Source organism: Sedimentimonas flavescens (genome assembly GCF_025154035.1).
GTDB lineage: Bacteria > Pseudomonadota > Alphaproteobacteria > Rhodobacterales > Rhodobacteraceae > Rhodobacter > Rhodobacter flavescens.
This window is the reverse complement of record NZ_JAOALJ010000005.1, coordinates 237,485-261,558: the sequence shown is the minus strand read 5'-3', so window position 1 is coordinate 261,558 and position 24,074 is coordinate 237,485. Positions and strand designations below refer to the sequence as shown.

At 65.2% G+C, this 24,074-nt stretch carries 23 protein-coding genes; 9 read left to right on the top strand and 14 right to left on the bottom strand.

The annotated features are described in order from the left end of the window. Nucleotides 1–20: 20 nt before the first annotated feature. A complete protein-coding gene (locus N3C64_RS11380) occupies nucleotides 21–479 on the top strand; it encodes an Lrp/AsnC family transcriptional regulator (protein WP_218630615.1) in 459 nt (152 codons plus the stop codon). Here N3C64_RS11380 and N3C64_RS11375 read toward each other — a convergent pair. Both N3C64_RS11375 and rpsU read right to left on the bottom strand, forming a co-directional pair. Beyond that, the gene (locus N3C64_RS11375; protein WP_260014497.1) at nucleotides 476–1,924 is read right to left on the bottom strand and encodes a TrkH family potassium uptake protein; all 1,449 of its coding nucleotides are present in this window, start codon (nucleotides 1,922–1,924) and stop codon (nucleotides 476–478) included. The genes N3C64_RS11380 and N3C64_RS11375 overlap by 4 nt on opposite strands. Before the next feature lie 126 nt (nucleotides 1,925–2,050). Continuing rightward, the gene (gene rpsU, locus N3C64_RS11370; protein ID WP_011748553.1) at nucleotides 2,051–2,257 is read right to left on the bottom strand and encodes a 30S ribosomal protein S21; all 207 of its coding nucleotides are present in this window, start codon (nucleotides 2,255–2,257) and stop codon (nucleotides 2,051–2,053) included. A 106-nt stretch (nucleotides 2,258–2,363) separates the two neighbouring features. Between rpsU and N3C64_RS11365 the strand changes: the two genes are divergently transcribed. Both N3C64_RS11365 and N3C64_RS11360 read left to right on the top strand, forming a co-directional pair. Further along, nucleotides 2,364–3,035, top strand: coding sequence for a COQ9 family protein (locus N3C64_RS11365; protein WP_260014485.1), 672 nt, complete (start codon nucleotides 2,364–2,366; stop codon nucleotides 3,033–3,035). Beyond that, complete coding sequence (locus N3C64_RS11360) at nucleotides 3,032–4,018, top strand: NAD(P)H-quinone oxidoreductase (RefSeq protein ID WP_260014484.1); 987 nt, start codon at nucleotides 3,032–3,034, stop codon at nucleotides 4,016–4,018. Before N3C64_RS11365 ends, N3C64_RS11360 begins: the two co-directional genes overlap by 4 nt. On the opposite strand, the gene N3C64_RS11355 is transcribed toward N3C64_RS11360, so the two are convergent. Further along, nucleotides 4,015–4,650, bottom strand: coding sequence for a ribonuclease T2 family protein (locus N3C64_RS11355; protein ID WP_260014482.1), 636 nt, complete (start codon nucleotides 4,648–4,650; stop codon nucleotides 4,015–4,017). The genes N3C64_RS11360 and N3C64_RS11355 overlap by 4 nt on opposite strands. 131 nt (nucleotides 4,651–4,781) lie before the next feature. Between N3C64_RS11355 and N3C64_RS11350 the strand changes: the two genes are divergently transcribed. Beyond that, nucleotides 4,782–5,537, top strand: a complete 756-nt coding sequence (locus N3C64_RS11350; RefSeq protein ID WP_260014480.1) for a DUF1013 domain-containing protein — start codon at nucleotides 4,782–4,784, stop codon at nucleotides 5,535–5,537. Nucleotides 5,538–5,646: 109 nt separating this feature from the next. Here N3C64_RS11350 and N3C64_RS11345 read toward each other — a convergent pair whose 3' ends face one another. The 7 genes from N3C64_RS11345 to N3C64_RS11315 all read right to left on the bottom strand — a co-directional run bounded on the left by N3C64_RS11345 (nucleotide 5,647) and on the right by N3C64_RS11315 (nucleotide 13,792). After that, a complete protein-coding gene (locus N3C64_RS11345) occupies nucleotides 5,647–7,125 on the bottom strand; it encodes an NAD-dependent succinate-semialdehyde dehydrogenase (protein WP_218630609.1) in 1,479 nt (492 codons plus the stop codon). A 131-nt stretch (nucleotides 7,126–7,256) separates the two neighbouring features. Next, nucleotides 7,257–8,249: a P1 family peptidase gene (locus N3C64_RS11340; RefSeq protein WP_260014477.1), complete on the bottom strand. Its 993-nt coding sequence runs from the start codon at nucleotides 8,247–8,249 to the stop codon at nucleotides 7,257–7,259. A 10-nt stretch (nucleotides 8,250–8,259) separates the two neighbouring features. Further along, entirely contained in the window at nucleotides 8,260–9,000 is a 741-nt protein-coding gene (locus tag N3C64_RS11335) for an SDR family oxidoreductase (protein ID WP_260014475.1), read from the bottom strand. A gap of 11 nt (nucleotides 9,001–9,011) precedes the next feature. Next, on the bottom strand, nucleotides 9,012–10,454 hold the full coding sequence (locus N3C64_RS11330; protein ID WP_260014473.1) for an aldehyde dehydrogenase family protein: 1,443 nt from the start codon (nucleotides 10,452–10,454) through the stop codon (nucleotides 9,012–9,014). Further along, the gene (locus N3C64_RS11325) at nucleotides 10,435–12,039 is read right to left on the bottom strand and encodes an ABC transporter ATP-binding protein (RefSeq protein WP_260014471.1); all 1,605 of its coding nucleotides are present in this window, start codon (nucleotides 12,037–12,039) and stop codon (nucleotides 10,435–10,437) included. Before N3C64_RS11325 ends, N3C64_RS11330 begins: the two co-directional genes overlap by 20 nt. Beyond that, nucleotides 12,036–12,851, bottom strand: coding sequence for an ABC transporter permease (locus N3C64_RS11320; protein WP_260014470.1), 816 nt, complete (start codon nucleotides 12,849–12,851; stop codon nucleotides 12,036–12,038). Before N3C64_RS11320 ends, N3C64_RS11325 begins: the two co-directional genes overlap by 4 nt. Further along, on the bottom strand, nucleotides 12,848–13,792 hold the full coding sequence (locus N3C64_RS11315) for an ABC transporter permease (protein ID WP_260014469.1): 945 nt from the start codon (nucleotides 13,790–13,792) through the stop codon (nucleotides 12,848–12,850). The genes N3C64_RS11320 and N3C64_RS11315 overlap by 4 nt, the downstream gene beginning before the upstream one ends. A gap of 220 nt (nucleotides 13,793–14,012) precedes the next feature. Here N3C64_RS11315 and N3C64_RS11310 point away from each other — a divergent pair, with 220 nt between their 5' ends. Further along, on the top strand, nucleotides 14,013–15,218 hold the full coding sequence (locus tag N3C64_RS11310; protein WP_260014468.1) for an aminopeptidase P family protein: 1,206 nt from the start codon (nucleotides 14,013–14,015) through the stop codon (nucleotides 15,216–15,218). Between the two features lie 38 nt (nucleotides 15,219–15,256). Here the strand turns inward: N3C64_RS11310 and N3C64_RS11305 are convergent, their stop codons facing one another. Continuing rightward, nucleotides 15,257–15,592 (bottom strand): GYD domain-containing protein, encoded by a 336-nt coding sequence (locus N3C64_RS11305; protein WP_260014467.1) that lies wholly within the window; start codon nucleotides 15,590–15,592, stop codon nucleotides 15,257–15,259. Between the two features lie 185 nt (nucleotides 15,593–15,777). Between N3C64_RS11305 and N3C64_RS11300 the strand changes: the two genes are divergently transcribed. Then, complete coding sequence (locus N3C64_RS11300) at nucleotides 15,778–17,949, top strand: esterase-like activity of phytase family protein (protein ID WP_260014466.1); 2,172 nt, start codon at nucleotides 15,778–15,780, stop codon at nucleotides 17,947–17,949. Between the two features lie 175 nt (nucleotides 17,950–18,124). Next, nucleotides 18,125–19,042, top strand: a complete 918-nt coding sequence (locus N3C64_RS11295) for a L,D-transpeptidase (protein WP_260014465.1) — start codon at nucleotides 18,125–18,127, stop codon at nucleotides 19,040–19,042. On the opposite strand, the gene N3C64_RS11290 is transcribed toward N3C64_RS11295, so the two are convergent. Both N3C64_RS11290 and N3C64_RS11285 read right to left on the bottom strand, forming a co-directional pair. Then, nucleotides 19,043–19,384, bottom strand: a complete 342-nt coding sequence (locus N3C64_RS11290) for a cupin domain-containing protein (RefSeq protein ID WP_260014464.1) — start codon at nucleotides 19,382–19,384, stop codon at nucleotides 19,043–19,045. A gap of 120 nt (nucleotides 19,385–19,504) precedes the next feature. Next, complete coding sequence (locus N3C64_RS11285; RefSeq protein WP_260014462.1) at nucleotides 19,505–20,977, bottom strand: ABC transporter substrate-binding protein; 1,473 nt, start codon at nucleotides 20,975–20,977, stop codon at nucleotides 19,505–19,507. A gap of 202 nt (nucleotides 20,978–21,179) precedes the next feature. On the opposite strand from N3C64_RS11285, the gene panB reads away from it, so the two are divergent. Together panB and panC are read left to right on the top strand one after the other, a co-directional pair. Further along, a complete protein-coding gene (gene panB / locus N3C64_RS11280) occupies nucleotides 21,180–22,004 on the top strand; it encodes a 3-methyl-2-oxobutanoate hydroxymethyltransferase (RefSeq protein ID WP_260014461.1) in 825 nt (274 codons plus the stop codon). Beyond that, nucleotides 22,001–22,840 carry a pantoate--beta-alanine ligase gene (panC, locus tag N3C64_RS11275; protein WP_260014460.1) on the top strand — a complete coding sequence of 280 codons (840 nt, stop codon included), beginning with the start codon at nucleotides 22,001–22,003 and terminating at the stop codon, nucleotides 22,838–22,840. The genes panB and panC overlap by 4 nt, the downstream gene beginning before the upstream one ends. Nucleotides 22,841–23,131: 291 nt before the next feature. Here panC and N3C64_RS11270 read toward each other — a convergent pair whose 3' ends face one another. Continuing rightward, entirely contained in the window at nucleotides 23,132–23,950 is an 819-nt protein-coding gene (locus tag N3C64_RS11270) for a sulfotransferase family protein (protein WP_218630595.1), read from the bottom strand. Nucleotides 23,951–24,074: the final 124 nt, after the last annotated feature.

The window sequence follows — 24,074 nt, the reverse complement described above, 5'->3', positions numbered from 1 at the left end:
CCGGAGAAAATTGCGCAATCATGACGCTTGACGCCACAGATCGCCGAATCTTGACCGTGCTGCAAAAGCAGGGCCGCATCTCGAATGCGGAACTGTCCGAGCGGGTGAATCTCTCGGCTTCGGCCTGCCATCGCCGGGTGCAGCGGCTGGAGGAGGACGGCTATATCCGCGATTACGTGGCGCTGCTCGATACCCGCAAACTCGGGCGTCCGACAACGGTCTTTGTCGAGATCACCCTGTCGGGGCAGGCCGATGAGGTGCTTGAGGCCTTCGAACGCGAGGTCAAGAAAATCCCCGACGTGCTGGAATGCCACCTGATGGCGGGCTCGGCCGATTACCTGCTGAAGGTCGTGGCCGAGGATACCGAGGATTTCGCGCGCATACACCGCGCCAAGCTGGCGCGGCTGCCGGGCGTGCAGGGGATGCAGTCGAGCTTTGCGTTGCGCACGGTCTTCAAGACCACCGCACTGCCCGTCTAGTCGCGCCAGAAGCGCGGCAGGGCCAAGACCAGGATTGCCAGCAAGCCAAGCCGCCCCAGCAGCATCGCCAGCGTCATCAGCCAGGTCGCCGTGTCGTTGAAATCGACCATGGTTCCGGTGCGCGTGACCATCGGCCCGATGCCGAAACCGATATTGCCGATGCAGCCCCAGATCGCGAACAGCGCCGAGGTCAGATCAACCCCGGCCATGGACATCGCGACCGAGAGCACGCCAAGCGTCAGGATATAGCCGGTGACATGCAGCATCAGTGGGTAAAGCGTGGTTTCATCCAGCGCCTTGCTATCGTAGCGCGGCTGAATAACCCGATGGGGGGAGTGAAGCTGCCGCACACTGGTGCCGATGGCTGCCAGCACGATCTGCACCCGAAACACCGAAAGCGCGCCCGAGCTGGACCCCGTGCAGCCGCCCACCAAGCCCAGCAGGAAGGCCAGGACCAGCGCGAAGGGCCCCCAGGTCTCGATCCCGGAAACGCCGAAGCCGGTGCCGGTCAACACCGAGGCGAAGTTGAACGCGGTTTCGCGGAAGATCTGCTCGAATGAGGTATCTTCGCGGACCGCGCGATAGGCCGACATCATCACGCAGAAATAGACGAACCAGCGCAGGAAGGCGCGCACTTGCGAGTCGCGCCAGAGCGGCTTGGGCTGTCCCTGCATCAGCTGGAAGAAACGGATGTAGGGCATCGCGCCCAGAAGCATGAACACCAGCCCCGCATATTGCGCGGCGGGCGACCAGATCGCGAAGTTCGCGTCATAGGTGCCAAAGCCGCCCGTTGCGATCGCCGCCATGGCATGGACCACCGCATCGAGCACCGGCATCCCGCAGAGCAGAAAGATCAGCGCGCACAGGATCGTCAGGCCCGTGTAGATCTGCAGCAGCGAGATCGCGATATCGCGGGCGCGCGGCAGAATCTTGCCAAGCGTGTCGAAGCCTTCTGTCTGGAAATAGCGCATCCCGCCGATACGCATGACCGGCAGAAAGATCATCGCGACGAAGGCGATGCCCAGTCCGCCCATCCAGTTCAGCATGCCTCTCCACAGGACCACCGATCTTGGCAGCTCCTCAAGCTTGACGAACACGGTGTAACCGGTGGTGGTGATGCCAGAGACGGCCTCGAAATAGGCGTCGGCATAGCTGACATCGGGCATGCCAAGGATGAAGGGCAGCGCGCCGAAGGCCGGAACGATCAACCATATCGCAGCGGTCAGCAGGTAGGCCTGGCGCAGCGTCAGCCCCTTGCCTCGATCCACCCGCGAGGCAAGCGCCAGCAGCGCACCGAAGAGAATCGTTATGATCGCGGCTTCGAAGACCTGCGCCCAGTTCGGATCGGAAAGCGACAGGTCCAGCCCGGCGGGGGCGAGCATGGTGACCCCGAGCGCCAGCAGAATCAGGCCTAGATGATGAAAGACGGGGCCGAAATCGGGCATGATGCGGAACCCTGAGTACGGCCGCGACACAAGCGCAATTCACGACCGCGTGAGAACCAAAAAACCCCCGATGGCCGGGCCACGGGGGTTGATCGGTGCGGATAAACCGCCAGCATTTTCAGGAGCTTAGAGAGCGCCTTCACGCTGGGCCTTCTTGCGTGCCAGTTTACGGGCACGACGGACGGCTTCAGCTTTCTCGCGCGCTTTCTTAACCGAAGGCTTCTCGAAATGCTGCTTGAGCTTCATTTCACGGAAAACCCCCTCGCGCTGAAGTTTTTTCTTCAGAGCACGAAGCGCCTGTTCGACGTTGTTGTCGCGAACGCTGACCTGCATGTGGTGTCACCACCTTCCTAAGTTAGAGTTGCATCAGAGTGCAGGAAGCGGCCATATAGCAGGGAAGCCCCGCTTTGTCTACTGCCCGCGCGGAAGGAAAAACTCCATGAAAAACGACCATTTGGACGTGGATCGGCTACAGGCCGAACTGCTTGCCGCGATCGAGCCGCACGTGCCCTTCGATGGCTGGTCGGAGCCTGCGTTCAAGGCTGCGGTTGCCGATCTGGGGGTTGATCCGGGGTTGGCGCGTGTGGTCTGCCCGCGTGGAGCGGTCGATCTGGCGGTAGCCTATCACCGCGCGGGTGACCGTGCGATGGAGGCCGCGATTGCCGCGGCCGATTTCACCGGGTTCAAGTTTCGCGACAAGATCGCCGCCGCGGTGCGGCTGCGCCTAGAGGTGGCCGACCGCGAGATGGTGCGCAGGGGGGCTGCGCTGTTCGCGCTGCCGCAGCACGCGGCGACGGGCAGCAAGCTGATCTGGGAAACAACTGACCGGATCTGGCGCGCGCTTGGCGACACGAGCGAGGATTTCAACTGGTACACCAAGCGTATGACGCTGTCGGGTGTCTATTCCGCGACGGTGCTCTTCTGGTTGGGCGACGAGAGCGAGGATCACCGTGAGACGCGCGAGTTCCTCGATCATCGGATCGAGAACGTGATGCAGTTCGAGAAGGTCAAGGGCAAGGTCATGGGCTTGCCCCTGGTGAAGGATTTTCTGGGGTCGCTGAGGGCCCCCACGGCGCCGGATCTGCCGGGCCGGACGGGAGGCGATAAATGACTTTGGCGCAGATGATGACGGCGGTCGAGATCACCGCTCCGGGCGGCCCCGAGGTGCTCAAGAGCACGACGCGCGCTGTGCCGATGCCAGGGCCGAGCGAGATCCTGATCGAGGTGGCCTATGCGGGCGTAAACCGCCCCGATGCGCTGCAGCGCGCGGGCGCCTATAAGGCGCCGCCCGGTGCCTCGGACCTGCCGGGGCTGGAGTGTTCGGGGCGCGTGGCCGCGCTTGGGCCCGATGTCGCGGGCTGGCAGGTGGGTGATCCGGTCTGTGCGCTGCTGCCCGGCGGCGGTTATGCCGAGTATGTCGTAACGCCTGCCGCCCATGCGCTGCCGGTGCCCATGGGTGTCAGTTTGCGCGACGCCGCCTGCCTGCCCGAGACCTGCTTCACCGTCTGGTCCAACATCGTCATGCGCGGCGGGCTGAAGGCGGGCGAGCGGTTCCTGGTGCATGGCGGCTCATCCGGTATCGGCACGACAGCGATCCAAATCGCCTCGGCGCTTGGCGCGCGGGTCTTTGCCACCGCCGGTTCGGCCGAGAAATGCGCAGCCTGCGCCGATCTGGGCGCAACCGCGATCAACTACCGAGAGCAGGATTTCGTTGAGCTGCTGCGCGCCGAGGGCGGGGCCGACCTGGTCCTCGATATGGTCGGCGGCAGCTATATCGCGCGCAATATCAAGGCGATGGCGGATGATGGGCGGATGGTCTTCATCGCCTTCCTCGAAAGCCCCAAGGCCGAGATCAACTTTGCCCAGATCATGCTGCGGAGGCTGACGATCACCGGCTCGACCCTGCGCCCGCAATCAGACGCCGCCAAGGCCGAGATTGCGGCACAACTGCGCGACCGGGTTTGGCCGATGATCGACGCGGGCAAGCTGCGGGTGATCCATGACAGCGAATACCCGCTGGCCGATGCCGCCGCCGCCCATGCGCGGATGGAAAGCAACGCCCATATCGGCAAGATCGTGCTGAAGGTGCGTTAACGCACCGCCTCCATCAGCGCGTCCCGCATGGTGCAGTCGCGGATCGTATCCCTGCCGCATCTGCGGGGCTCAAGGTCTTTGGTCAGGCAAATCCGTGCCTCCTGAATCCGTCCCGCTTTGCAGGTGATGGTGATCTGGTCGCGGGACAGATCTGGGTTGGCCTCAAGGAAGGCCTCTTCGACCACGCTTGCGGGCAGGCGGATGTCACGGTCGAGGCGCGAGAAGACCTCGGGGATCGTCACGCTCTCATAGGCCGCGCGGGCCGTGGCGTAATAATCCTCGGCGCTCAACCCCGCGCAGCGGCCGTGCTTTTTCCACTGATACCAGGCCGCGCCATCCGAACCCATCACATCCTCCATCGCCGCCGATTGCGCGCGCGAGGGATCGCGGGCGGTGGTGCGGCAATAGCTGGGCCAGCCGGTCTCATATTGCGGCCAGAGCCCGTGCAGCACGAAGGTCGCGTCATTCGCCGGATCGCATTGCGCGACATCGCGGCCCGCGCCATCGGTCGCGCACCAGCCCGGCGCCCATGAGAGCGACAGCAGGTAATAGTCGAAATCGCCCGCCCGTTCGCCCTCGGCCTGCGCACTCAGCGGCCAAAGCATCAGGCAGGCCAGAGCGAATCGCTTCATTTTCTCTTTTCTCCGGACGTTTTCGGCACTATATACGGCTCAATTCCCCACCAGAAATGGACCGCGGCCGGGAATGACCTGGGCCGCAGCCGGTTTCTCGGCACGGGAGAGATTTGTAAAGGATGGCTCCGATGACGAACAAGCCCCTGATGTCCAAGGCGACCGCCGTTTGGCTGGTGGACAACACGACGCTGACCTTCAAGCAGATCGCGGATTTCTGCGGGATGCACGAACTTGAAGTGCAGGGCATTGCCGATGGCGACGTGGCCGCTGGCGTGAAGGGTTTTGACCCGATCGCCTCGAACCAGCTCGACCAGAAAGAAATCGACAAGGGCGAGGCCGACCCCGGCTACAAGCTGCGTCTGAAGTTCAACGCCGCTGCCGTGGGCGAGGACAAGCGCCGTGGCCCGCGCTACACCCCGCTGTCCAAGCGTCAGGATCGCCCGAACGCGATCCTGTGGCTGGTCAAGTTCCACCCCGAACTCGCGGATGCGCAGATCGCGCGTCTGGTGGGCACCACCAAGCCGACCATCGCCTCGATCCGCGAGCGCACGCACTGGAACATCCAGAACATGACCGCGATCGACCCGGTCGCGCTTGGCCTTTGCCGCCAGTCGGAACTGGATTCCGAGGTGCAGAAAGCCGCCAAGAAGCGCGCGGCCGACGGCGTGATGAGCGATGACGAGCGCCGCAAGCTGGTCTCGACCGAGCAGTCGCTTGGCATGGCGACCGAGCCGCGCCTGCCGACCGCGATCGCAGGGTTGGAGAACTTCACCCTGGGTGGTGGCGATGAAGAGAAGGCCGAGCCCAAGGACTTCTCGAATGCGGACAGCTTCTTCAACCTGCCGCATGACGATGACGACGACGAGGAAGACGAGGACAAGTGATCCTCGCCCCCCACGAACGCAAGGGCCGCCCCTCGGGCGGCCTTTTTCTTTGCAGGGCAGGCATGAAAAAAGGCGGCCCGAAGGCCGCCTTGCGTCGCTTTGCCAGTCGTCAGATCGACAGGCAGATGTATTTCATTTCAAGGTAATCCTCACAGCCGTGGTGCGAGCCTTCGCGGCCCAGGCCCGACTGCTTGACGCCACCGAAGGGGGCAACCTCGGTCGAGATGATGCCGGTGTTGACGCCGACGATCCCGTATTCGAGGCCTTCCTGCACGCGGGTGATGCGGCCGATGTCGCGGGCGTAGAAATAGGACGCCAGGCCGAAGATCGTGGCGTTGGCCTTCTCGACCACCTCTTCCTCGGTTTCGAAGCGGAACAGCGGTGCAACGGGGCCAAAGGTTTCCTCGGTCGCGACCTTCATGTCCTGCGTGACGCCGGTGACGACGGTCGGCTCGAAGAAAGTGCCGCCAAGCGCGTGGCGCACGCCGCCGGCCACGACCTTGCCGCCGCCCTTGAGCGCGTCGGCAATGTGCTCCTCGACCTTGGCCACGGCCTTGTCCGAGATCAACGGACCAGTGGTGATACCCTCGTTCAGCCCGTCGCCCACGTTCAGCTTGCGCACTGCAGCGGCCAGCTTTTCGGCGAAGGCGTCATAGACACCGGCCTGCACGTAGATGCGGTTGGCGCAGACGCAGGTCTGGCCGTTGTTGCGGAACTTGGACATCATCGCGCCCTCGACCGCCGCATCCAGATCGGCGTCGTCGAACACGATGAAGGGCGCGTTGCCGCCCAGTTCCATCGAGCATTTCATGACCTGATCGGCGGCCTGGCGCAGCAGGATGCGACCCACTTCGGTCGAGCCGGTGAAGGTCAGCTTGCGCACGGCGTGGTTCTCGCAGAACTCCTTGCCGATGTCCGAGGCGCGCGACGAGGTCACGACCGACATGATGCCCTTGGGCAGGCCCGCGCGTTCGCCCAGAACCGCCATCGCCAGCGCCGAGAGCGGGGTCTCCGAGGCCGGACGGCAGACAAAGCCGCAGCCCACGGCGATCGCCGGGCCGGCCTTGCGCGTGATCATGGCGTTGGGGAAGTTCCACGGCGTGATCGAACCCACGACGCCGATCGGCTGTTTGATCACCTGAATGCGCTTGTCGCGCATGTGGCCGGGGATGGTTTCGCCGTAGATGCGCTTGGCCTCTTCGCCGAACCATTCGATGAACGAGGCGCCATAGGCGATCTCGCCGCGCGCTTCGGGCAGGGGCTTGCCCATCTCGGCGGTCAGGATCAACGCGAGGTCTTCCTGGTTCGCCATCATCAGCTCGAACCACTTGCGCATGATCGCGGCGCGTTCCTTGCCGGTGCGTGCGGCCCAGTCTTTCATCGCGACCTGAGCGGCCTCGATGGCGCGGGCGGTCTCGGCGCGCGACAGGTCGGGCACGGAGCAGATCACGTCGCCACGGGCGGGGTTGGTCACCTCGAAGGTGGCGCCGTCATCGGCGTCGATCCACTCGCCGGCGACATAGGCCTTGGTGGCCAGCAGTGAGGGGTCCTTGAGCAGGGATTTGAGATCAGTATTGGTATCGAGCATGGGTCATCCTCCCGGAATTTGGGCATGGAGAGAGGGAAGCACGCGCAGAGGGGCCTTGTCCATCCGTCCGAATGGTCAGATAGGGCCGCCGCGCTTGCCGAAGAGGGCGGTGCGCTTGCCAAACTGGCAGGTCAGGCGCGGAATCGTGCCGACCAGCAGGGTTGCAGATCGCCGGGCATGGGGGTTGTGGCATGAATGGCGCGCGCGATGGCGCGTGCAAGGCAACTGGCCGCCGCATGGCCCAGGACGAAGGGGTCGGCGACCGGATCGGGCAGGGCGCGCGCACCGGTCGCTGCCGCAAAGACCAGATCGCCATCAAAGGGCGTGTGCGAGGGCACAAGCGCCCGCGCCATTCCGTCATGCGCCGCGACCGCCATACGTTGCGCCTGCGCCTGCGTCAGGATCGCGTCGGTCGCGACGATGGCGATGGTGGTGGCCTCGCCCATCCGCTTCATCGGTGCGGGCTCATGCGCCGCCGGGTAGGAGGCCGCAGCGCCAAGCCCGCCGAATTCGCCCTGCAATTCCCATGGCGCGGCCCAGAACTGCGGCTGCTCGCCAACCGTCGCCTGCCCAAGCGCATTGACCGCCACCAGCGCGCCGACGGTGATGCCGTTCTCCAACACCGCCGAGGTCGAGCCGAGCCCGCCCTTGAGGTTTCCGGTCATCGCGCCGTAACCCGCGCCCGCCGTGCCGATCTCGAAATCAGAACCGCTGGCCTCCAGCGCCGCGCGGCCAAGGGGCGCATAGGGGTTGGCGGCCCAACCCTTATCGCCGCCATTGAGCAGGTCGAACAGGATCGCGCCAGGCACGATTGGCACGCGCATGTCGCCCACGGCAAAGCCGCGCCCCATCGCCCGCAGCCCCTCGGTCACGCCCGAGGCCGCATCAAGCCCGAAGGCAGACCCGCCAGACAACACCAGCGCGTCCACCTCTTGCACCAGCTTGTCGGGGGCCAGCAGGTCTGTCTCGCGCGTGCCGGGCGCGCCGCCCATCACATGCACGGCTGCGACGAAGGGGCGCTCGCCCACCAGTACGGTGCAGCCCGAACGCAGCCCCGCGTCCTGCGCATTGCCCACGCGCAGCCCCGCCACATCGGTGATCAGATTTCTTGGCCCCGGTCTCATCGCGTCCCCCTCAGATGCAGCGTCCGCCGTCCACTTCCATCGCGACGCCGGTGATCATCGACGCCTCGTCCGAGCACAGGAAGAGCGCCGCATTCGCCATGTCCTCGGGCGTCGAGAAGCGCCCGATCGGGATCGTGGCCAAGAACTTCGCGCGCACCTCGGGGGTGTCCTCGCCCATGAAGCTCTTCAGCAGCGGCGTTTCCCCGGCCACCGGGTTGATCGCGTTCACGCGCACGCCGAAGGGGGCCAGCTCGATCGCCATGGCGCGGGTCGCGGTGATCATCCAGCCCTTCGAAGCGTTGTACCAGTTCAGCCGGGGGCGCGGTGACACGCCCGCCGTCGAGGCCACGTTCAGGATCGCCCCGCATCCGGCGGCTTTCATATGTGGCACGATGCTGCGTGCGGTCAGATAGACCGACTTGCCGTTGACCGCGAAGACCCGGTCGAAGTCGGCCTCCGAGACCTCCTCCATAAAGGCGGGCAGGTGGGTGGTGCCCGCGTTGTTCACCAGAATGTCGATCCGCCCCCAGGCCTGCATCGCGGTCTCGGTCATCGCGGCGACGGACTCGCCCCGGCTTACATCAACCGCGCAATGGATCGCGCCGATCTCGGCGGCGAACGCGGTTGCCGCCGCGCCGTTCAGGTCGGCAACCATCACCTGCGCACCCTCGGCCACGAAGCGCCGCGCAATGCCCGCCCCGAACCCCGAGGCCGCCCCCGTCACGATTGCCGTCTTGCCTTCCAGTCTCATGTCATCCTCCCTCAGCCGTGCCACGCCGCGACGGTCTTCAGCGCCGAGAAACCATAGAGCGCCTCGAACCCCTTTTCGCGGCCATGGCCGGATTTGCCGGTGCCGCCGAAGGGTAGTTCGACCCCACCGCCCGCGCCGTAATTGTTCAGGAAAACCTGCCCCGCCCGCAAGCGTCTGGCCATGCGCATCGCGCGCGGCCCGCTTTCGGACCAAACCGAAGCAACCAGCCCGTAATCGGTGCAGTTGGCGATGGCGGTGGCTTCGTCTTCACCCTCGAAGGGGATGACAAGCTGCGCCGGACCAAAGATTTCCTCTTGCGCGAGGCGATGCGCGCCATGCCCGCCCGCGATCAGCGTAGGCGCGACGTAATGCCCGCCCGCAGGCGCATCGGCCACGACCTGCCCGCGCGCCGCGATCTCAAGATCGGCGGCCAGTGCCAGATAGCCCTCGACGATCTGCTTTTGCCGCCCCGAGATCAGTGGCCCGAGGTCGAGATCGGCCAGCGCAGGCCCCACGCGCAGGGCGCGATAGGCCTCGGCCATGCGGGTGACGACCTCGTCATAGCGGCTGCGCTCGACCAGGATGCGCGAGGCGGCCGAGCAGGTCTGACCCGCGTTCTGGATGCCTGCATTGACCAGGAATGGCAGCGCCCGGTCCAAATCCGCATCCGCAAACACCAGTTGCGGCGACTTGCCGCCCAGTTCCAGCGTCACCGGCACGACATTCGCCGCCGTCGCCGCCTGGATCATCTGCCCCACGGCGACCGAGCCGGTAAAGCTGAGATGGTTGATGCCGGAATGCGAGGACAGCGCCGCCCCTGCTTCCTCGCCCAGACCCGTGACGATATTCAGCGCGCCCGCGGGCAGCCCCGCCGCGCAGGCGATCCGCCCGAAGGCCAGCGCGGTCAGCGAGGCCTCCTCGGCGGGTTTCAGCACCGCCGCATTGCCCATCGCCAGCGCCGCCCCGACCGAGCGGCCAATGATCTGCATCGGGTAGTTCCAGGGCACGATATGCGCCGTCACCCCATGGGGTTCGCGCAGCGTGTAGGCGGTGTAGCCGTTCAGATAGGGGATGGTCTCGCCCATCACCTTGTCCGCCGCGCCGCCGTAGAATTCCAGATACCGCGCCAGCGCCACCACATCGGCGCGCGCCTGTTTCAGCGGCTTGCCAACGTCAAGCGCCTCGGCCTGCGCCAGCGCCTCGGCGTGCTCCAGCACCAGGCTGGACATGCGCATGAGAACGCGCCCGCGTTCAGCCGCCGTTAGCGCGCCCCAATCGCCCGCAAGCGCGCCTTGGGCCGCCGCGACGGCCGCGTCGATATCAGCGGGCGTGCCGCGCGCAATCTCGGCGAAGGTCTCCCCGGTCGAGGGGTTCTCGACCGGCAGGCGATCGGCGGTGGGCAGCCACTGCCCGCCAATCAGAATCTCGGCCGGGTCAAACCAGAGCGGTTGCATGTCTCTCCTCCGTCCATGCTTGCGGAATTTGCGGCGCGGCGGCCAGAAGCCGCGCGGTGTAGGCGTGTTGCGGGGCGGTAAAGAGCGCCTCGGTCGGGCCCTGCTCGACGATCTTGCCCGCCTGCATCACAAGGCAGCGGGTTGTGACCGCGCGCACCACAGACAGGTCATGCGAGATGAACAGGTAGGCCAGATCGTGGCTGCGTTGCAGCCCCGCCAGCAGATCAAGCACCTGCGCGCGCACCCGAACGTCGAGGGCCGAGACCGCCTCGTCCAGCACGATCAGCTTGGGGCGGGTGATCAGCGCGCGGGCGATGGCGATGCGCTGGCGCTGCCCGCCCGAAAATTCGTGGATGAACTTGCCGCGGTCGTCGGGCGAAAGGCCCACCTCGCGCAGCGCCTCGGCCACGCGGTCGCGCCAGTCGGCGGGGCGGCCGGTCAGGTGGAAAGGCTCGGCGACCAGCCGCTCGACCCGTTGGCGCGGGTTGAACGAGCTGTAGGGGTCCTGAAACACCACCTGCACATCGGCGCGGGCATGGCTGGGCATTTCGGGGCTGACCGGATGGCCCGAAAGCGTGATCGCGCCAGAGGCCAGCGGATCAAGCCCAAGGATCGCGCGGGTCAGGGTGGATTTGCCGCAGCCGGACTCGCCCACGAGCCCGAGCGATTCCCCCGCGTTCAGTGTGAAGCTGACGTTATCGACGGCGCGCAGCTCGGGGTGGGGGGCGAAGGGCTTGGGGCGCGGCAGGCGATAGCTGCGGGTCGCGGCGCTGACCGTCAGCAGCGGCGTGCCGGTCTTGGGTGCGCGGGCGGCGGCAGGATGGTGGGTCGAGGCCGCCAGCAGATCGGCGGTATAGCGTGCCTTGGGGCGGCGAAAGAGCCGCTCGGTCAAGCCGGTCTCGACCACTTGGCCCGCCTGCATCACCGCCACCCGGTCCGCCATGCCGGCGACCACGGCAAGGTCATGGGTGATAAGCAAAAGCGCCATGCCTTCAGACCGCGCAAGATCGTGCAGCAGGCTTAGCACCTCGGCTTGGGTGGTGACGTCGAGCGCGGTCGTGGGCTCGTCCGCGATCAGCAGGCGCGGGCGCAGCGCGATGGCCAGCGCGATGGCCACGCGCTGACGCTGGCCGCCCGAGAGCTCATGCGGATAAAGATCGAGCGGGAAGCGCGGGGCAGTCAGGCCCACGCGATCCAGCCGGTCGCGGGCCACCGCCAGCGCCTCGGCGCGTGGCATTTTTTGGTGGACCATCAGCGTCTCGGCCACCTGATCGCCGATGGTCATCAGCGGGTTGAGGGCGGTCATCGGCTCTTGAAAGATCATGCCGACCTCGTTGCCGCGCAGACGGCAAAGCGCGCGTTCGGGCAGGGTGGTGATCTCGCGACCCTCCAGCCGGACGGCGCCCGAGACCCGCGCGCCCGGCGGCAAAAGCCCCATGATCGCAAGTGCGGTCATCGACTTGCCCGAACCAGACTCGCCCACCAGCCCGACGATTTCGCCCGGCGCCAGCGACAGCGAGACCTCGCGCAGGATCGCCGTGGGGCCGATCTGGACCGAGAGGGTTTCGAGCGACAAAAGGCTCATGCCACGCGCCCCCGCAGCCTTGGGTCAAGCGCGTCGCGCAACCCGTCGCCCAGAAGGTTCAGCCCGAGCACGGTGGCGACGATCGCAAGGCCCGGAAACAGCGCCACATGCGGCGCCATCACCACCATGGTCTGCGCCTCGGCCAGCATCCGGCCCCAGCTAGGCGTCGGCGGCTGCGCGCCAAGGCCCACGTAGCTCAGCCCCGCCTCGGCCAGAATCCCAAGGCTGAACTGGATCGTCCCCTGCACGATCAAGAGGTTCGCGATATTGGGCAGGATATGCTCGACCGAGATGCGGGTGCGATGCTTGCCCGCCACCCGCGCCGCGCGGATGTAATCAAGCGTCCAGAGGCTGAGCGCGCCCGCGCGCGCCACACGGGCAAAGACGGGTATGTTGAAGATGCCGATGGCGATGATCGCGTTCAGAGCCGAGGGGCCGAAAACGGCGGTGATCAGGATGGCGATCACCAGCGAGGGGAAGGCAAAGATCAGGTCGTTCCCGCGCATGATCGCCTCATCAAGCCAGCGCCCCCGATGCGCGGCGGCGGCAAGGCCTAAGGGCACGCCAAGCCCCATGCCGATCCCCACCGCGACCAGCGCCACCGCAAGCGAGGTGCGCGCCCCCGCCATGATCATCGACAGGATGTCACGCCCGAAATGATCGGTGCCCAACCAATGCGCTTCTGAGGGCGGCTGCAGTCGCGCCCCGATCTGTAACGCGGTCACGTCATAGGGCGTCCAGGTCAGCGAGATCAGCGCCGCGACCAACGCGAGCGCGGACAGTGCCGCCCCAAGCACAAGCGCGGGTCTCATGCCGGTCTCCTTAGCCGCGGGTCCACGGCGGCATAGGCGAGGTCGGTCAAGAAGGTGACCGCGATCACGGCAAAGACCAGCAGCATGACGACGGATTCAACCACGATCAGATCGCGCTGCGTGATCGCCTGGAAGATCAGCCGCCCGAGGCCCGGCAGGTAAAAGACATTCTCGATGATGATCGCGCCTGCCAGGAGGAACGAAAACTGCATCCCGAGGATTGTCAGCACCGGGATCAGCGCATTGCGCAGCGCATGGCGGGTCAGCGCGGCCTGTCGGCTCAGGCCCTTGGCGCGGGCGGTGCGGATATAGTCCTGCCCCAATGTCTCGATCAGGGCCGAACGCAGCACGCGCGCAAGGATCGCCGCTTGTGGCAGCGCCAGCGCGATGGCGGGCAGGGTCAGGGCGCGCAGCGCGGCGAGCGGGTCGGACCAGCCCGGAAAGCCCCCCGCCGGGAACAGCCGCCAGCGCACCGCGAGCAGCAAGACCAGCAGCATCGCGAACCAGAAGTTCGGCACGGCGATGCCAAGCTGCGTAGCCCCCATCACCGCCGCATCCGCCGCCTTGCCCCGTCGCGCAGCGGCGATCAACCCGGCTGGTAGCGCCAGTGCCGTAGACAGCGCGAGCGCGATCAGCGCCAAGGGCAGCGAGATCTTCAGTCGGTCGCCCACCAGTTCGGCCACCGGCACCTTGTAGGTATAGCTCAGCCCGAAATCGCCGCTCAGCATGCCGCCCACCCAATGCAGGTAGCGCAGTGGCAGGGGCTCGTTCAGGCCAAGCTGGTCGCGCAGCGCGGCGACCGTCTCGGGCGCGGCGTTCAGCCCCAACATAAAGGCGGCAGGATCGCCCGGCGTCACCTCGATCAGCGCGAAAATCGCAAGGCTCGCCACAATCAGCGAGGCAATCAACGAGGCAATGCGTTTCAGGATATAGCGGCCCATCGCGGGCAGGTTCCGCCGAGCGGACCGGATGGTCAAGGCCCCTCGCGCGCGGCCGGCCATTTCGCAGGGGATTGCGCGGCGGCGCAGCTTGCGGCAGCATCTGCGCGAGTCGCGGCGATGGCGTCGCCAGAGGGCCAAGGGCCCGGTGACTTGCGGGCAACCGCCGGACGTCCTGTACGCCGGGATCTTTCGGGGTCCCCTGGCCCCTACGGAGACGACAATGCAAAGACCCGAATTCTACACCTGCGAGAACGGCCAGAAGGCGCCGCTGCCCTTCGCCCCCGAGGAATACGAGGCCCGTCTGGAAGGTCTGCGCGACCTGATGGAGATGCACAGCCTCGACGCCTGCCTCATGACCTCGATGCATAACATCGCCTATTACTCGGGCTTTCTCTATTGCAGCTTTGGCCGCCCCTACGGGCTGGTGGTAACGCGCGACCGCTCGGTCGTGATCTCGGCGGGGATCGACGCGGGCCAGCCCTGGCGGCGCTGCCATGGCGAGGCGCTGACCTATACCGACTGGGCGCGCGACAACTACTGGCGCGCAGTGGCGCATATCATCGGCACCGGCAAGGCAGTGGGGGTCGAGGCCGATCACCTGACCATGGTGAACGCAGAGAAGTTCAACCACGTCCTCAAGCCCAAGCGCGGCATGGACATCGCCCCCGCGACAATGGCGCAGCGCTTGGTCAAATCCGCCGCCGAGATCGAGTTGATCAAGCATGGCGCGGCGGTGGCCGATGTGGGCGGCTTTGCCATCCACGACACGATCAAGGAGGGCCTGCGCGAGATCGACGTGGCCATGGCGGGCCGCGACGCGATGGAGGCCGAGATCGCCAAACGCTTCCCCGACGCCGAGTATCGCGACACCTGGGTGTGGTTTCAGTCCGGCCTCAATACCGATGGCGCGCATAACCCGGTCACCGGGCGCAAACTGCGGCGCGGCGATATCCTCAGCCTCAACTGCTTTCCGATGATTTCGGGCTATTACACCGCGCTGGAACGCACCATGTTCGTGGGCGAGGTGGACCCGGCCAGCCTGAAGATCTGGGAGGCCAACGTCGCGGCGCATGAATATGGCATGAGCCTGCTTGTGCCGGGCGCGCGCTGCGACGAGGTTACCGCCAAGATCAACGATTTCTTCGCCGAGCGCGACCTGCTGCAATACCGCACCTTCGGCTACGGCCACAGCTTCGGCGTGCTCAGCCATTACTACGGCCGCGAGGCGGGGCTGGAGCTGCGCGAGGATATCGACACGGTGCTGGAACCCGGCATGGTGATCTCGATGGAGCCGATGCTGACCCTGCCCGAAGGCATGCCCGGCGCGGGCGGCTACCGCGAGCACGACATTCTGGTCATCGGCGAGGACGGCGCCGAGGACATCACCAAATATCCCTATGGTCCGGCGTTCAACGTGGTCGGGTAAGAACTTCGGGTCCGCGGGTGGTCCGCGGACCCGGCCGTTCAGCTTTGCGCGGGTGCCGAGTAGCGCATCATGATATCACCAGCGGCGTTCTGCGCCGCGGTAAACTCGGCCGAGGTGAAGGCTTGCACGGTCTTGAGCCCGTTGACCGAGCCCGAGGCCCCCGCGACCATCAGGGCGGGCAGCATCTTCCGAACGTCATCGGTCTCGACGATCATCATGAAGTCATGATCACCGGTCGTCAGCAGGTAGGTCACAAGCTTGCCGCCCGCAGCCTCGACCAGGGCACGGGTGGCGCTTTCACGATCGCTTGGATGGGCGATCATGCCTTTCATTGCGGCAGCGGAATAGCTGCCGGTCACGATGAATTTGGACATGGTTCCTCCCTCTCTGTCCGCGACCGAGCGGGTCAGGATGCCCGCAGCCGGGCCGGGGACGCGCGATCATAGCATGAAACGGGCCGATTCTGCGGGGCGCGTGTCACAAAAGCTTTGCGGCACTGTCAGGCATCTGTCGCATCGCTGTCCCATCGTCCGCGCAATTTCCGTCAGGAGGACGATTAATGTTCGCACCACGCCTTTTCGCCGTCAGCTCGACCCTCGCGCTTTGCGCCGCCATGCCTGCGGCGGCCGAGATGAACTTCAACCGCATCGCCGCTTTCGCGACCCCGGCCAATATGGCCGAGGGCGAGGATCGCGCCCGTGAAACCTCGCCCGAGATCATCGCGGCGACCGAAGACGGGATGATGCTCGTTTACACCGACAGCCCGCTGGGTGCGATCGGTCTGGTCGATATCGCCGACCCCAAGGCTCCGACGGCGCTTGGCAATATCGACGTGAACGGCGAGCCGACCTCGGTCGCGGTGATCGGCCATACCGCCTTTGTCGGCGTCAACACCTCGGAAAGCTACGTGGCGCCCTCGGGCCGCCTGGCGATGGTCGATCTGGGCACCAGGGCCGAGGTTGCCTCTTGCGATCTGGGCGGTCAGCCGGATTCGATTGCGCGCGCGAAGGACGGATCGTTCCTGGCCGTTGCGATCGAGAACGAGCGCGACGAGGACCTGAACGACGGCGAACTGCCGCAGATGCCGGCAGGCTATGTGGTCAAGCTTCCGCTCAAGGACGGGCTGGCCGATTGCGACGCGATGCAGAAGATCGACGTGACCGGTCTGGCCGCCGTCGCCGGTGATGACCCCGAACCCGAGTTCGTGGACGTCAACGCCGCAGGCGAGATCGTTGTGACCATGCAGGAAAACAACGCGATCATCGTGATCGGCGCCGATGGCGAGGTCGCCAGCCATTTCAGCGCAGGCAGCGTCAGCCTTGAGGGTGTGGACACCAAGAAAGATGGCAAGATCGACTTCACCGGCAGCCTCACCGACATCCCGCGTGAACCCGACGCGGTGAAATGGATCGACGAGGATCACTTCGCCACCGCCAACGAGGGCGACTGGAAAGGCGGCTCGCGCGGCTGGACGATCTTCAAGAAGGACGGCACCGTCGTTTACGACAGCGGCAACACCTTTGAACATGCCGTGGCCGAGATCGGCCATTTCCCCGACAAGCGCGCTGGCAAGAAGGGCGTCGAGCCCGAGTCGGTCGAATTCGGCATCTTCGACGGCAAGCCGCTGGTCTTCATCGGATCCGAGCGCGGCTCGGTCGTCGGTGTCTATGACGTGAGCGATCTGGCGGCGCCGAAGCTGCTGCAACTGCTGCCCTCGGGCATCGGCCCCGAAGGCTATGCCGCGATCCCCGCGCGCAACCTGCTGGTCTCGGCCAATGAGACCGACCTTGGCGCCGATGGCGGCGCGCGCGCCCATGTCATGCTGTTTGAACGCACCGAGGCCCCCGCGGCCTATCCCACGATCACCTCGGCTGGCGCCGAGCAGATGATCGGCTGGGGCGCGCTGTCGGGTCTCGTCGCCGATGCCGAGAAGCCCGGTATCCTTTATGGTGTGTCGGACAGCTTCTATTCGGCCGCGCCCTCGATCTTCACCATCGACGCGACCACCAAGCCCGCGCGCATCACCAAGGCCACCGTGGTCACCCGCGATGGCGCTCCGGCGCAGCTGATGGACCTTGAAGGCATCACGCTTGACGGTGAAGGCGGCTTCTGGCTGGCCTCCGAAGGGCGCAGCGACAAGATGATCCCGCATGGCATCGTGCATGTCGATCAGGACGGCAAGATCAAGGAGCAGATCGGCCTGCCCGCCGAACTGTCGGCCAACGAGGTCCGCTTCGGCTTCGAAGGCATCGCCAAGCGCGGCGATACGCTGTGGATGGCCGTTCAGCGTGAGTGGAAGGACGATCCGGCAGGTATGGTCAAACTGGTGGCCTATAACACCGACAGCGGTGAGTGGGGCGCGGTGCGCTATCCGCTCGAAGCCAAGGGCGCGGGCTGGATGGGCCTGTCCGAGATCACCCTGCATGGCGATCACGCCTATATCGTCGAGCGCGACAACCAGCTGGGCGATCTGGCGGCGGTGAAGAAGATCTTCCGCGTGAAGCTGGCCGAGATGCAGCCTGCGGCGCTTGGCGGCGAACTGCCCGTGGTGACCAAGGAAGAAGTGCGCGACCTGATCCCGGAACTGAAATCCTTCGGCGGCTATGTCGTGGACAAGGTCGAGGGCTTTGCCATCGACGCGGCGGGCGAGGGCTTTATCGTCTCCGACAACGACGGGGTCGATGACAGCTCGGGCGAGACGCTGTTCTTCTCGATCGGCAAGCTCGACTGATCCCGGCACGGTTTGAAGTCGGCCCGCGCGAGGCATTCCTCGCGCGGGCTTTTTTGCCACGGGCGGGGTTCGCGGGCCTGTGCGGGGGTTGACGCATAGACGCGGGCTTGACCATCTGCGCAGATTGGTCGGATCCTGTTCGGGATTCGTAATCAGTTTCGAGGGATATGCCGCCGTGATCCGCAGTTTCGCCCGTAGTTTGCGCCCGCTTGCACTGCTCATGGCCGTGGTGGGCCTTGCCGCCTGCGGCGCGCCGAACACCTCTGGCACAACGCTTTCGAGCGCGGGCGTACCGCCTGAATACCGTGCGCGTCAGGACGGAGAGCGCGTGATCCCCGCGGTCAATCCCGCCTATCTGAACGAACGCAACCGCCGCCGTTGGGTCGCCTATAACGGCCCCGAAGAGCCCGGCACCTTCGTCGTCGATCCCTTCGCGCGGCTGCTTTACCACGTTGTCGAGCCGGGCAAGGCCATGCGTTTCGGCATCGCCGTGGGCAAGGAGGGGCGTGGCTTCCGTGGCGATGCGGTGATCCGGCGCAAGGAGGAATACCCTTCCTGGACGCCGACCAAGAACATGATCCGGCAAGACCCCGAGATCTACGGCCCGCTGGCGGGTGGTTTGCCGGGGGGGCTGGACAATCCGCTCGGTGCGCGGGCGCTGTATCTTTACCGCGGCGGGCGCGACACGATGTATCGCATCCATGGCACGATGGACCCGAGTTCGATCGGCAAGGCCACTTCGGCGGGCTGTATCCGGCTGTTCAACCAGGACATCATCGACATGTATGACGAGATGGAGTTGGGCACTAAGGTGCGCGTGCGCTCCTATGAGGAAAGCCTCGAGATGGAAGGCCCGATGGTCGAGCTGCACTCGGGCTACCTTGTGTCGGCCTCGGACACCGCGGCGATTGCAGCCGATCAGGCAGCTTGGGAAGCGGGGCTGATCGTCGATCCGGCCCTGGCCGAGGCGCACGCCCATGCCGCCGCGGCTGCTGCTGCCGAGGCGCAGGCCTCCGGGGTCGAAGCCGAGCCCTATCTGCTGACGCTCTCGAGCATCGACGCGCGCGAGCGCGAGTTGCAGGGCCTCGACTGATCAGCGCACGAGGATGACGTAATCCTTCCGGGTCGTCTCCAGCACCTCCCAGGTGCCTGTAAAGCCCGGACGGATCACGAAAGCGTCGCCCGGCCCGACCTCAAGCTGCGAGCCGTCGTCGCCCGCGATGATCGAGCGGCCCTCGTGGATGCGGCAATATTCCCATTCGTCGTAGCTGATGCGCCACTTGCCGGGGGTCGATTGCCAGATGCCGCAGTACAGGCCGCGGTCATCCTCGACATTCCAGGTGGTATGCACAGGGTCGCCCGCAAGGACTTTCTCGGCATCGGGGCGCGAGGTTTCGGGTTCGGCAAGGCTCGGGGTCAGGGCTTCGATCAGCATGTTTCTTCTTTCAGGTGTCAGGGGAGTTGCCGGCGGGCCACCCATCGAGGGTGGCCCACCGGCGCGCGGACTTCCCCCTCGATGGGGGAAATCCGCGCAGGTTGGCGTATCTGGCGGGCGTCAGTCTACCCAGTGAACGGCGGTCAGGTCGTTGGCCTGGGTGGGGGAGTTCTCCCACAGCCCCTCGATCTTGGCATTGGCGACGCCGGTCTTGGCAAGCTGGAAGAGATAGCCGTTGACGAAATCGGCGGCGATCATTTCCTGCGCGGCATGGTTGATCCGGCTGCGCTCGCCCGCGTCGGTGGTGCGGTCGAGTTCAGCCATCAGCTCTTGAAACGCCGGGATGGCATAGCCGAAGTAGTAATCGTCGCGGGCGTAGATGTTGATGTCGGCGGGCTCGGTGTGACTGACGATGGTCAGGTCGAAATCCTTGCCCTTGAAAACCTGCTCCAGCCATTGCGCCCATTCGAGGTTGCTGATCTCGGTCTTGATGCCGACGGCGCCAAGCTGGGCGGCGATGATCTCACCACCTCGCCGGGCATAGGTCGGCGGGGGCAGGGCAAGGCGCAGGGTCAGATCGTCAGCACCGGCCTCGGCTAGCAGGGCCTTGGACTTTTCCGGGTCATAGGCCGACAGGGCCGTCAGATCCTGATAATCGGGATTGTGCGGGGCGAAATGCGAGCCGATCGGCGTGCCGTAGCCGAACATCGCGCCGTCGATCACGTCCTGGCGATTGATCGCATGGGCGATCGCCTCGCGCACGCGGATATCGTCAAGCGGCGCCTTGCGGTTGTTCATCGCCAGGATCGTCTCGCCCTCGGTCGAGCCGACGATGACCTTGAAGCGCGGATCGGACTGGAACTGGATCAGCGTCTCGGGTGCGGGGAAGTTCGGGAAGGCGTCGACGTCGCCCGCCATCATCGCGGCGAAGGCCGCCGTCGGGTCCGAGATGAAGCGGAAGGTCGCGCTATTCAGCGCAGGCTTGTCGCCCCAATAGCCGGGATAGGCGGTGAGGGTGACATGATCGCCCTGCGCCCATTCGCCGAATTGGAAGGGGCCGGTGCCGACCGGATGGGTCGCGGCCTCGGCGGCGCTTTCGGGCGCGAGGATCACCGCATCGCCCCAGGCCATCTTGAAGGGAAACGCGCCGTCCGGCGCGGAAAGCGTGATCTTCACCGTCGCGGGGTCAATTACCTCGACCGAGGCAATCCCCTTGAAGAGCGCCTTCTGCGCATTCGCGCTATCCTCGGCCCGTGCGCGGTCGAGCGAGAATTTCACGTCCTCCGCGTCGAAGGCGCTGCCATCATGGAAGGTCACCCCCTGCGCAAGGTGGAAGGTATAGCTGCTGCCATCCTCCGACACATCCCAACTGCGTGCCAGCGCGGGCAGGACCGATCCGTCTGGTGCAAAGCGTGTCAGCCCTTCGAAGAGATTGGCATAGACCACCTCGTCGATTGCCGCTGCGGCCCCTGCGGTCGGGTCAAGGTTCGGCGGCTCGAGCACCATGCCAAGCGTGATCGCATCGGGCGCGGCAAGCGCGCCGCTGGCCGAAAGCGCGAGCGCGGCGGCGGCGGTAAGCAGACGGTTGGTCATGCGAAACTCCCAAGGTTGTGGCATGATGATGCTTGCGATGATCGGTCCGAACCCGTTTCAGATCAAGGCGTTTGCCGCCCCACGGCCAAGGGGGAAACAGGGCGGCATTCTCCCGGTTGGTGCTGCGCTGCGGCATTTCTATCTTTGCAATATGGGGGCAGGGGCGCTATGCCTGCCTGTCAAGGGAGAGAGGGAGACTGCCATGAGTGCCACGGGAACCACGCGGCAGAAGATGCCGTCCGATATTGCTGCGATGAAGGGCGGGGCGCCGATTGTCTGCCTGACCGCCTACACGACGCCGATGGCGCGCATGATGGACGCTCATGTCGATCTGGTGCTGGTGGGGGACTCGGTCGGTATGGTGCTGCACGGGCTGCCCTCGACGCTTGGCGTGACGATGGAGATGATGATCCTGCACGGCAAGGCGGTGGCGCGGGGGCTGCAAAACGCCTGTCTCGTGATCGACATGCCCTTCGGCAGCTATGAGGAAAGCCCCGCGCAGGCCTTCCGCAACGCGGCCCGGCTGATGTCCGAGACTGGCGCGGGGGCGGTCAAGCTGGAAGGCGGGCAGCATATGGCCGAGACGATCGCGTTTCTCGTGCAGCGTGGCATCCCGGTGATGGCGCATATCGGCCTCACGCCGCAGTCGGTGAACGTGTTTGGCGGCTACAAGGTGCAGGGCCGGGGCGAAGATGGCGCACGACTGATGAAGGATGCCATCGCGGTGGAGAAGGCTGGCGCTTTCGCTGTCGTGCTGGAAAAGGTGCCTGCGAGCTTGGCCGACGCGATCACCGCCGAAATTTCGATCCCGACCGTGGGCATTGGCGCCAGCGCGGGCTGCGACGGTCAGGTGCTGGTGGTGGACGACATGCTGGGCCTCTTCACCGCCTTCAAACCCAAATTCGTCAAACGCTACGGAACGCTCGGCGAGCAGGGCGAGGCCGCTATTGCCGCCTATGCCGCCGAGGTGCGCTCCCGCGCCTTCCCTGCCCCCGAACATGTCTTTGCAGACGAGGTGAAGAAATGACTCAGATTATCCGCACCTCGGCTGAGCTGCGCGACCGCGTGGCGGCGTGGAAACGCTCTGGGATGCTGGTCGGCGTGGTGCCGACCATGGGGGCGCTGCATGACGGCCACATGAGCCTGGTGCGCGAGGCGCGCAAGCAATCGGACCGCGTGATCGTGACGATCTTCGTCAACCCGATGCAGTTCAACAACGCCTCGGATCTCGACAAATATCCGCGCGATGAGGCACACGATCTGGCCATGCTGGAGGCTGAGGGCGTGGATGTCCTGTTTGCGCCCGGCGTGGATGAGGTTTATCCCGACGGCTTCGCCACCAAGGTCTCGGTGTCGGGGATTTCTGAGCCGCTGGAAGGCGCCTTCCGCCCCGGGCATTTCGATGGCGTTGCGACGGTGGTCAGCAAGCTCTTTGGCATGACTCAGGCGGGCCGTGCCTTCTTCGGAGAGAAAGACTGGCAGCAGCTTCAGGTCGTGCGGCGGCTGGTCGAGGATCTGAACATCCCGATCCGCATCATAGGCTGCCCGACCATCCGCGAAACCGACGGGCTTGCCATGTCGTCGCGCAATGTTCGCCTGTCGGAAGCCGAGCGCGCGCAAGCCCCGGCGCTGCACCGGATCATGACTGCGGCGGCCGAGCAGATCCGCGCGGGCGCTCCGATCGGATCGGCGCTTGAACAGGCCAAGTCCGAGATTCTCGCCGCGGGTTTCCACGATATCGAATATCTCGAGGTTCGCTCGGTCGAAGGCCTGCACCCGATGGAGACGTTCTCTGCGCCGGGCCGGATGCTGGTCGCTGCCTATCTTGGCGATGTGCGCCTGATCGACAATATCGCGGTTTGATGGCGTTCCAGGGGGCGCTGCCCCCTCGCGCGAAACGCGCTCACCCCCGGGATATTTCGACAAAGCCGAAAGAGATGAGGGCTCACCTGACCTGCGGCTATGCACTGCCGAAGGTCAGGTGCTTTCGTCTTTGACGGTCATCGGCGTCCCCGCCTGTGCCGCACCCCAAGACTGGCGCGAAATGGTTAAGGAGGCGTTTCGCCTTTTCGGCTTTGTGCAAATATCCTCGGGGGGTGAATGCGCGCAGCGCAGAGGGGGGCAGACAGCCCCCCTTCCTCGGCCAGCCCAAGCTTACTGACCCAGTTTGGCGTGCACCTCGGCGAGGTCGACCTCTGCGGTCGGCATCTTGTTGTCCGGATCGTCGAAATCGTAGCGGAACAGCTGGAAGTCTTTCTTGTAGATTTCCCAGATCAGATGGCGCGAGAGATCGTCGAAATAGTCGCTGACCTTATGCACCCGCTTGGGGCCGTGTCCCTCGGACTCGTTGAAGCGCGGTATGTGCGTCAGATCGACGGTGACCGGCGTCTCGATCCGGTCGAGCACCTGTTGCATCCCCTCGTTGAACTTCTCGGTGAAGATGATCTGATCGTAGCGGCCGCCATTCGCGATGAAGGTCGCGATATGGCCCGACATCGCCGACCAGTGGATGTCGGGCTCCATCGGCTTGCGCCAGCGTATGGTATCGCGGGCGAACAGCAGGAAGCGGCGGAAGGATTTGATCTGGTCGAACTCGAACCCATCCTCGGGCGCCCCGACGTCGATCCCGTATTTCTGCGCGAGTTGCGGCACGAGGTTGCCGCGGTAGCGTTTGCCATTGCGCTGAATGCCCGCAATCTTGTCGAAGAACGAGCTCAGGATGCGTGCATAGGGATTGCGTACACAGGTGAAGGCAAAGGACTTGTGCGCGCGCACATTCGCCTCGATCAGGGGCTGGCTGTGCTCCTGCGCCCATTTGTGCAGGCCGGTCGTCGAGTCGTGGATGTCCCCGTCGAAAAAGCGCCCGTGATCCGAGTAATACATGATCTGACCGATGGTCGAGCAGGCGCATTTCGGGACAACCCGGTAAACCACACTTTCACTTTCGGTCATCCAGGTGCCGGGAAAACCCATCAATACACTCCTCAAGCGTTCCGAGTCCGGACAATGGTGGAACGTCGTAAATACTTCCCTAAAGAGCAGAGAACCCCTGTCATTTCAACGGTGACTGGCATTATCTAGACGCCGCAACTTCATC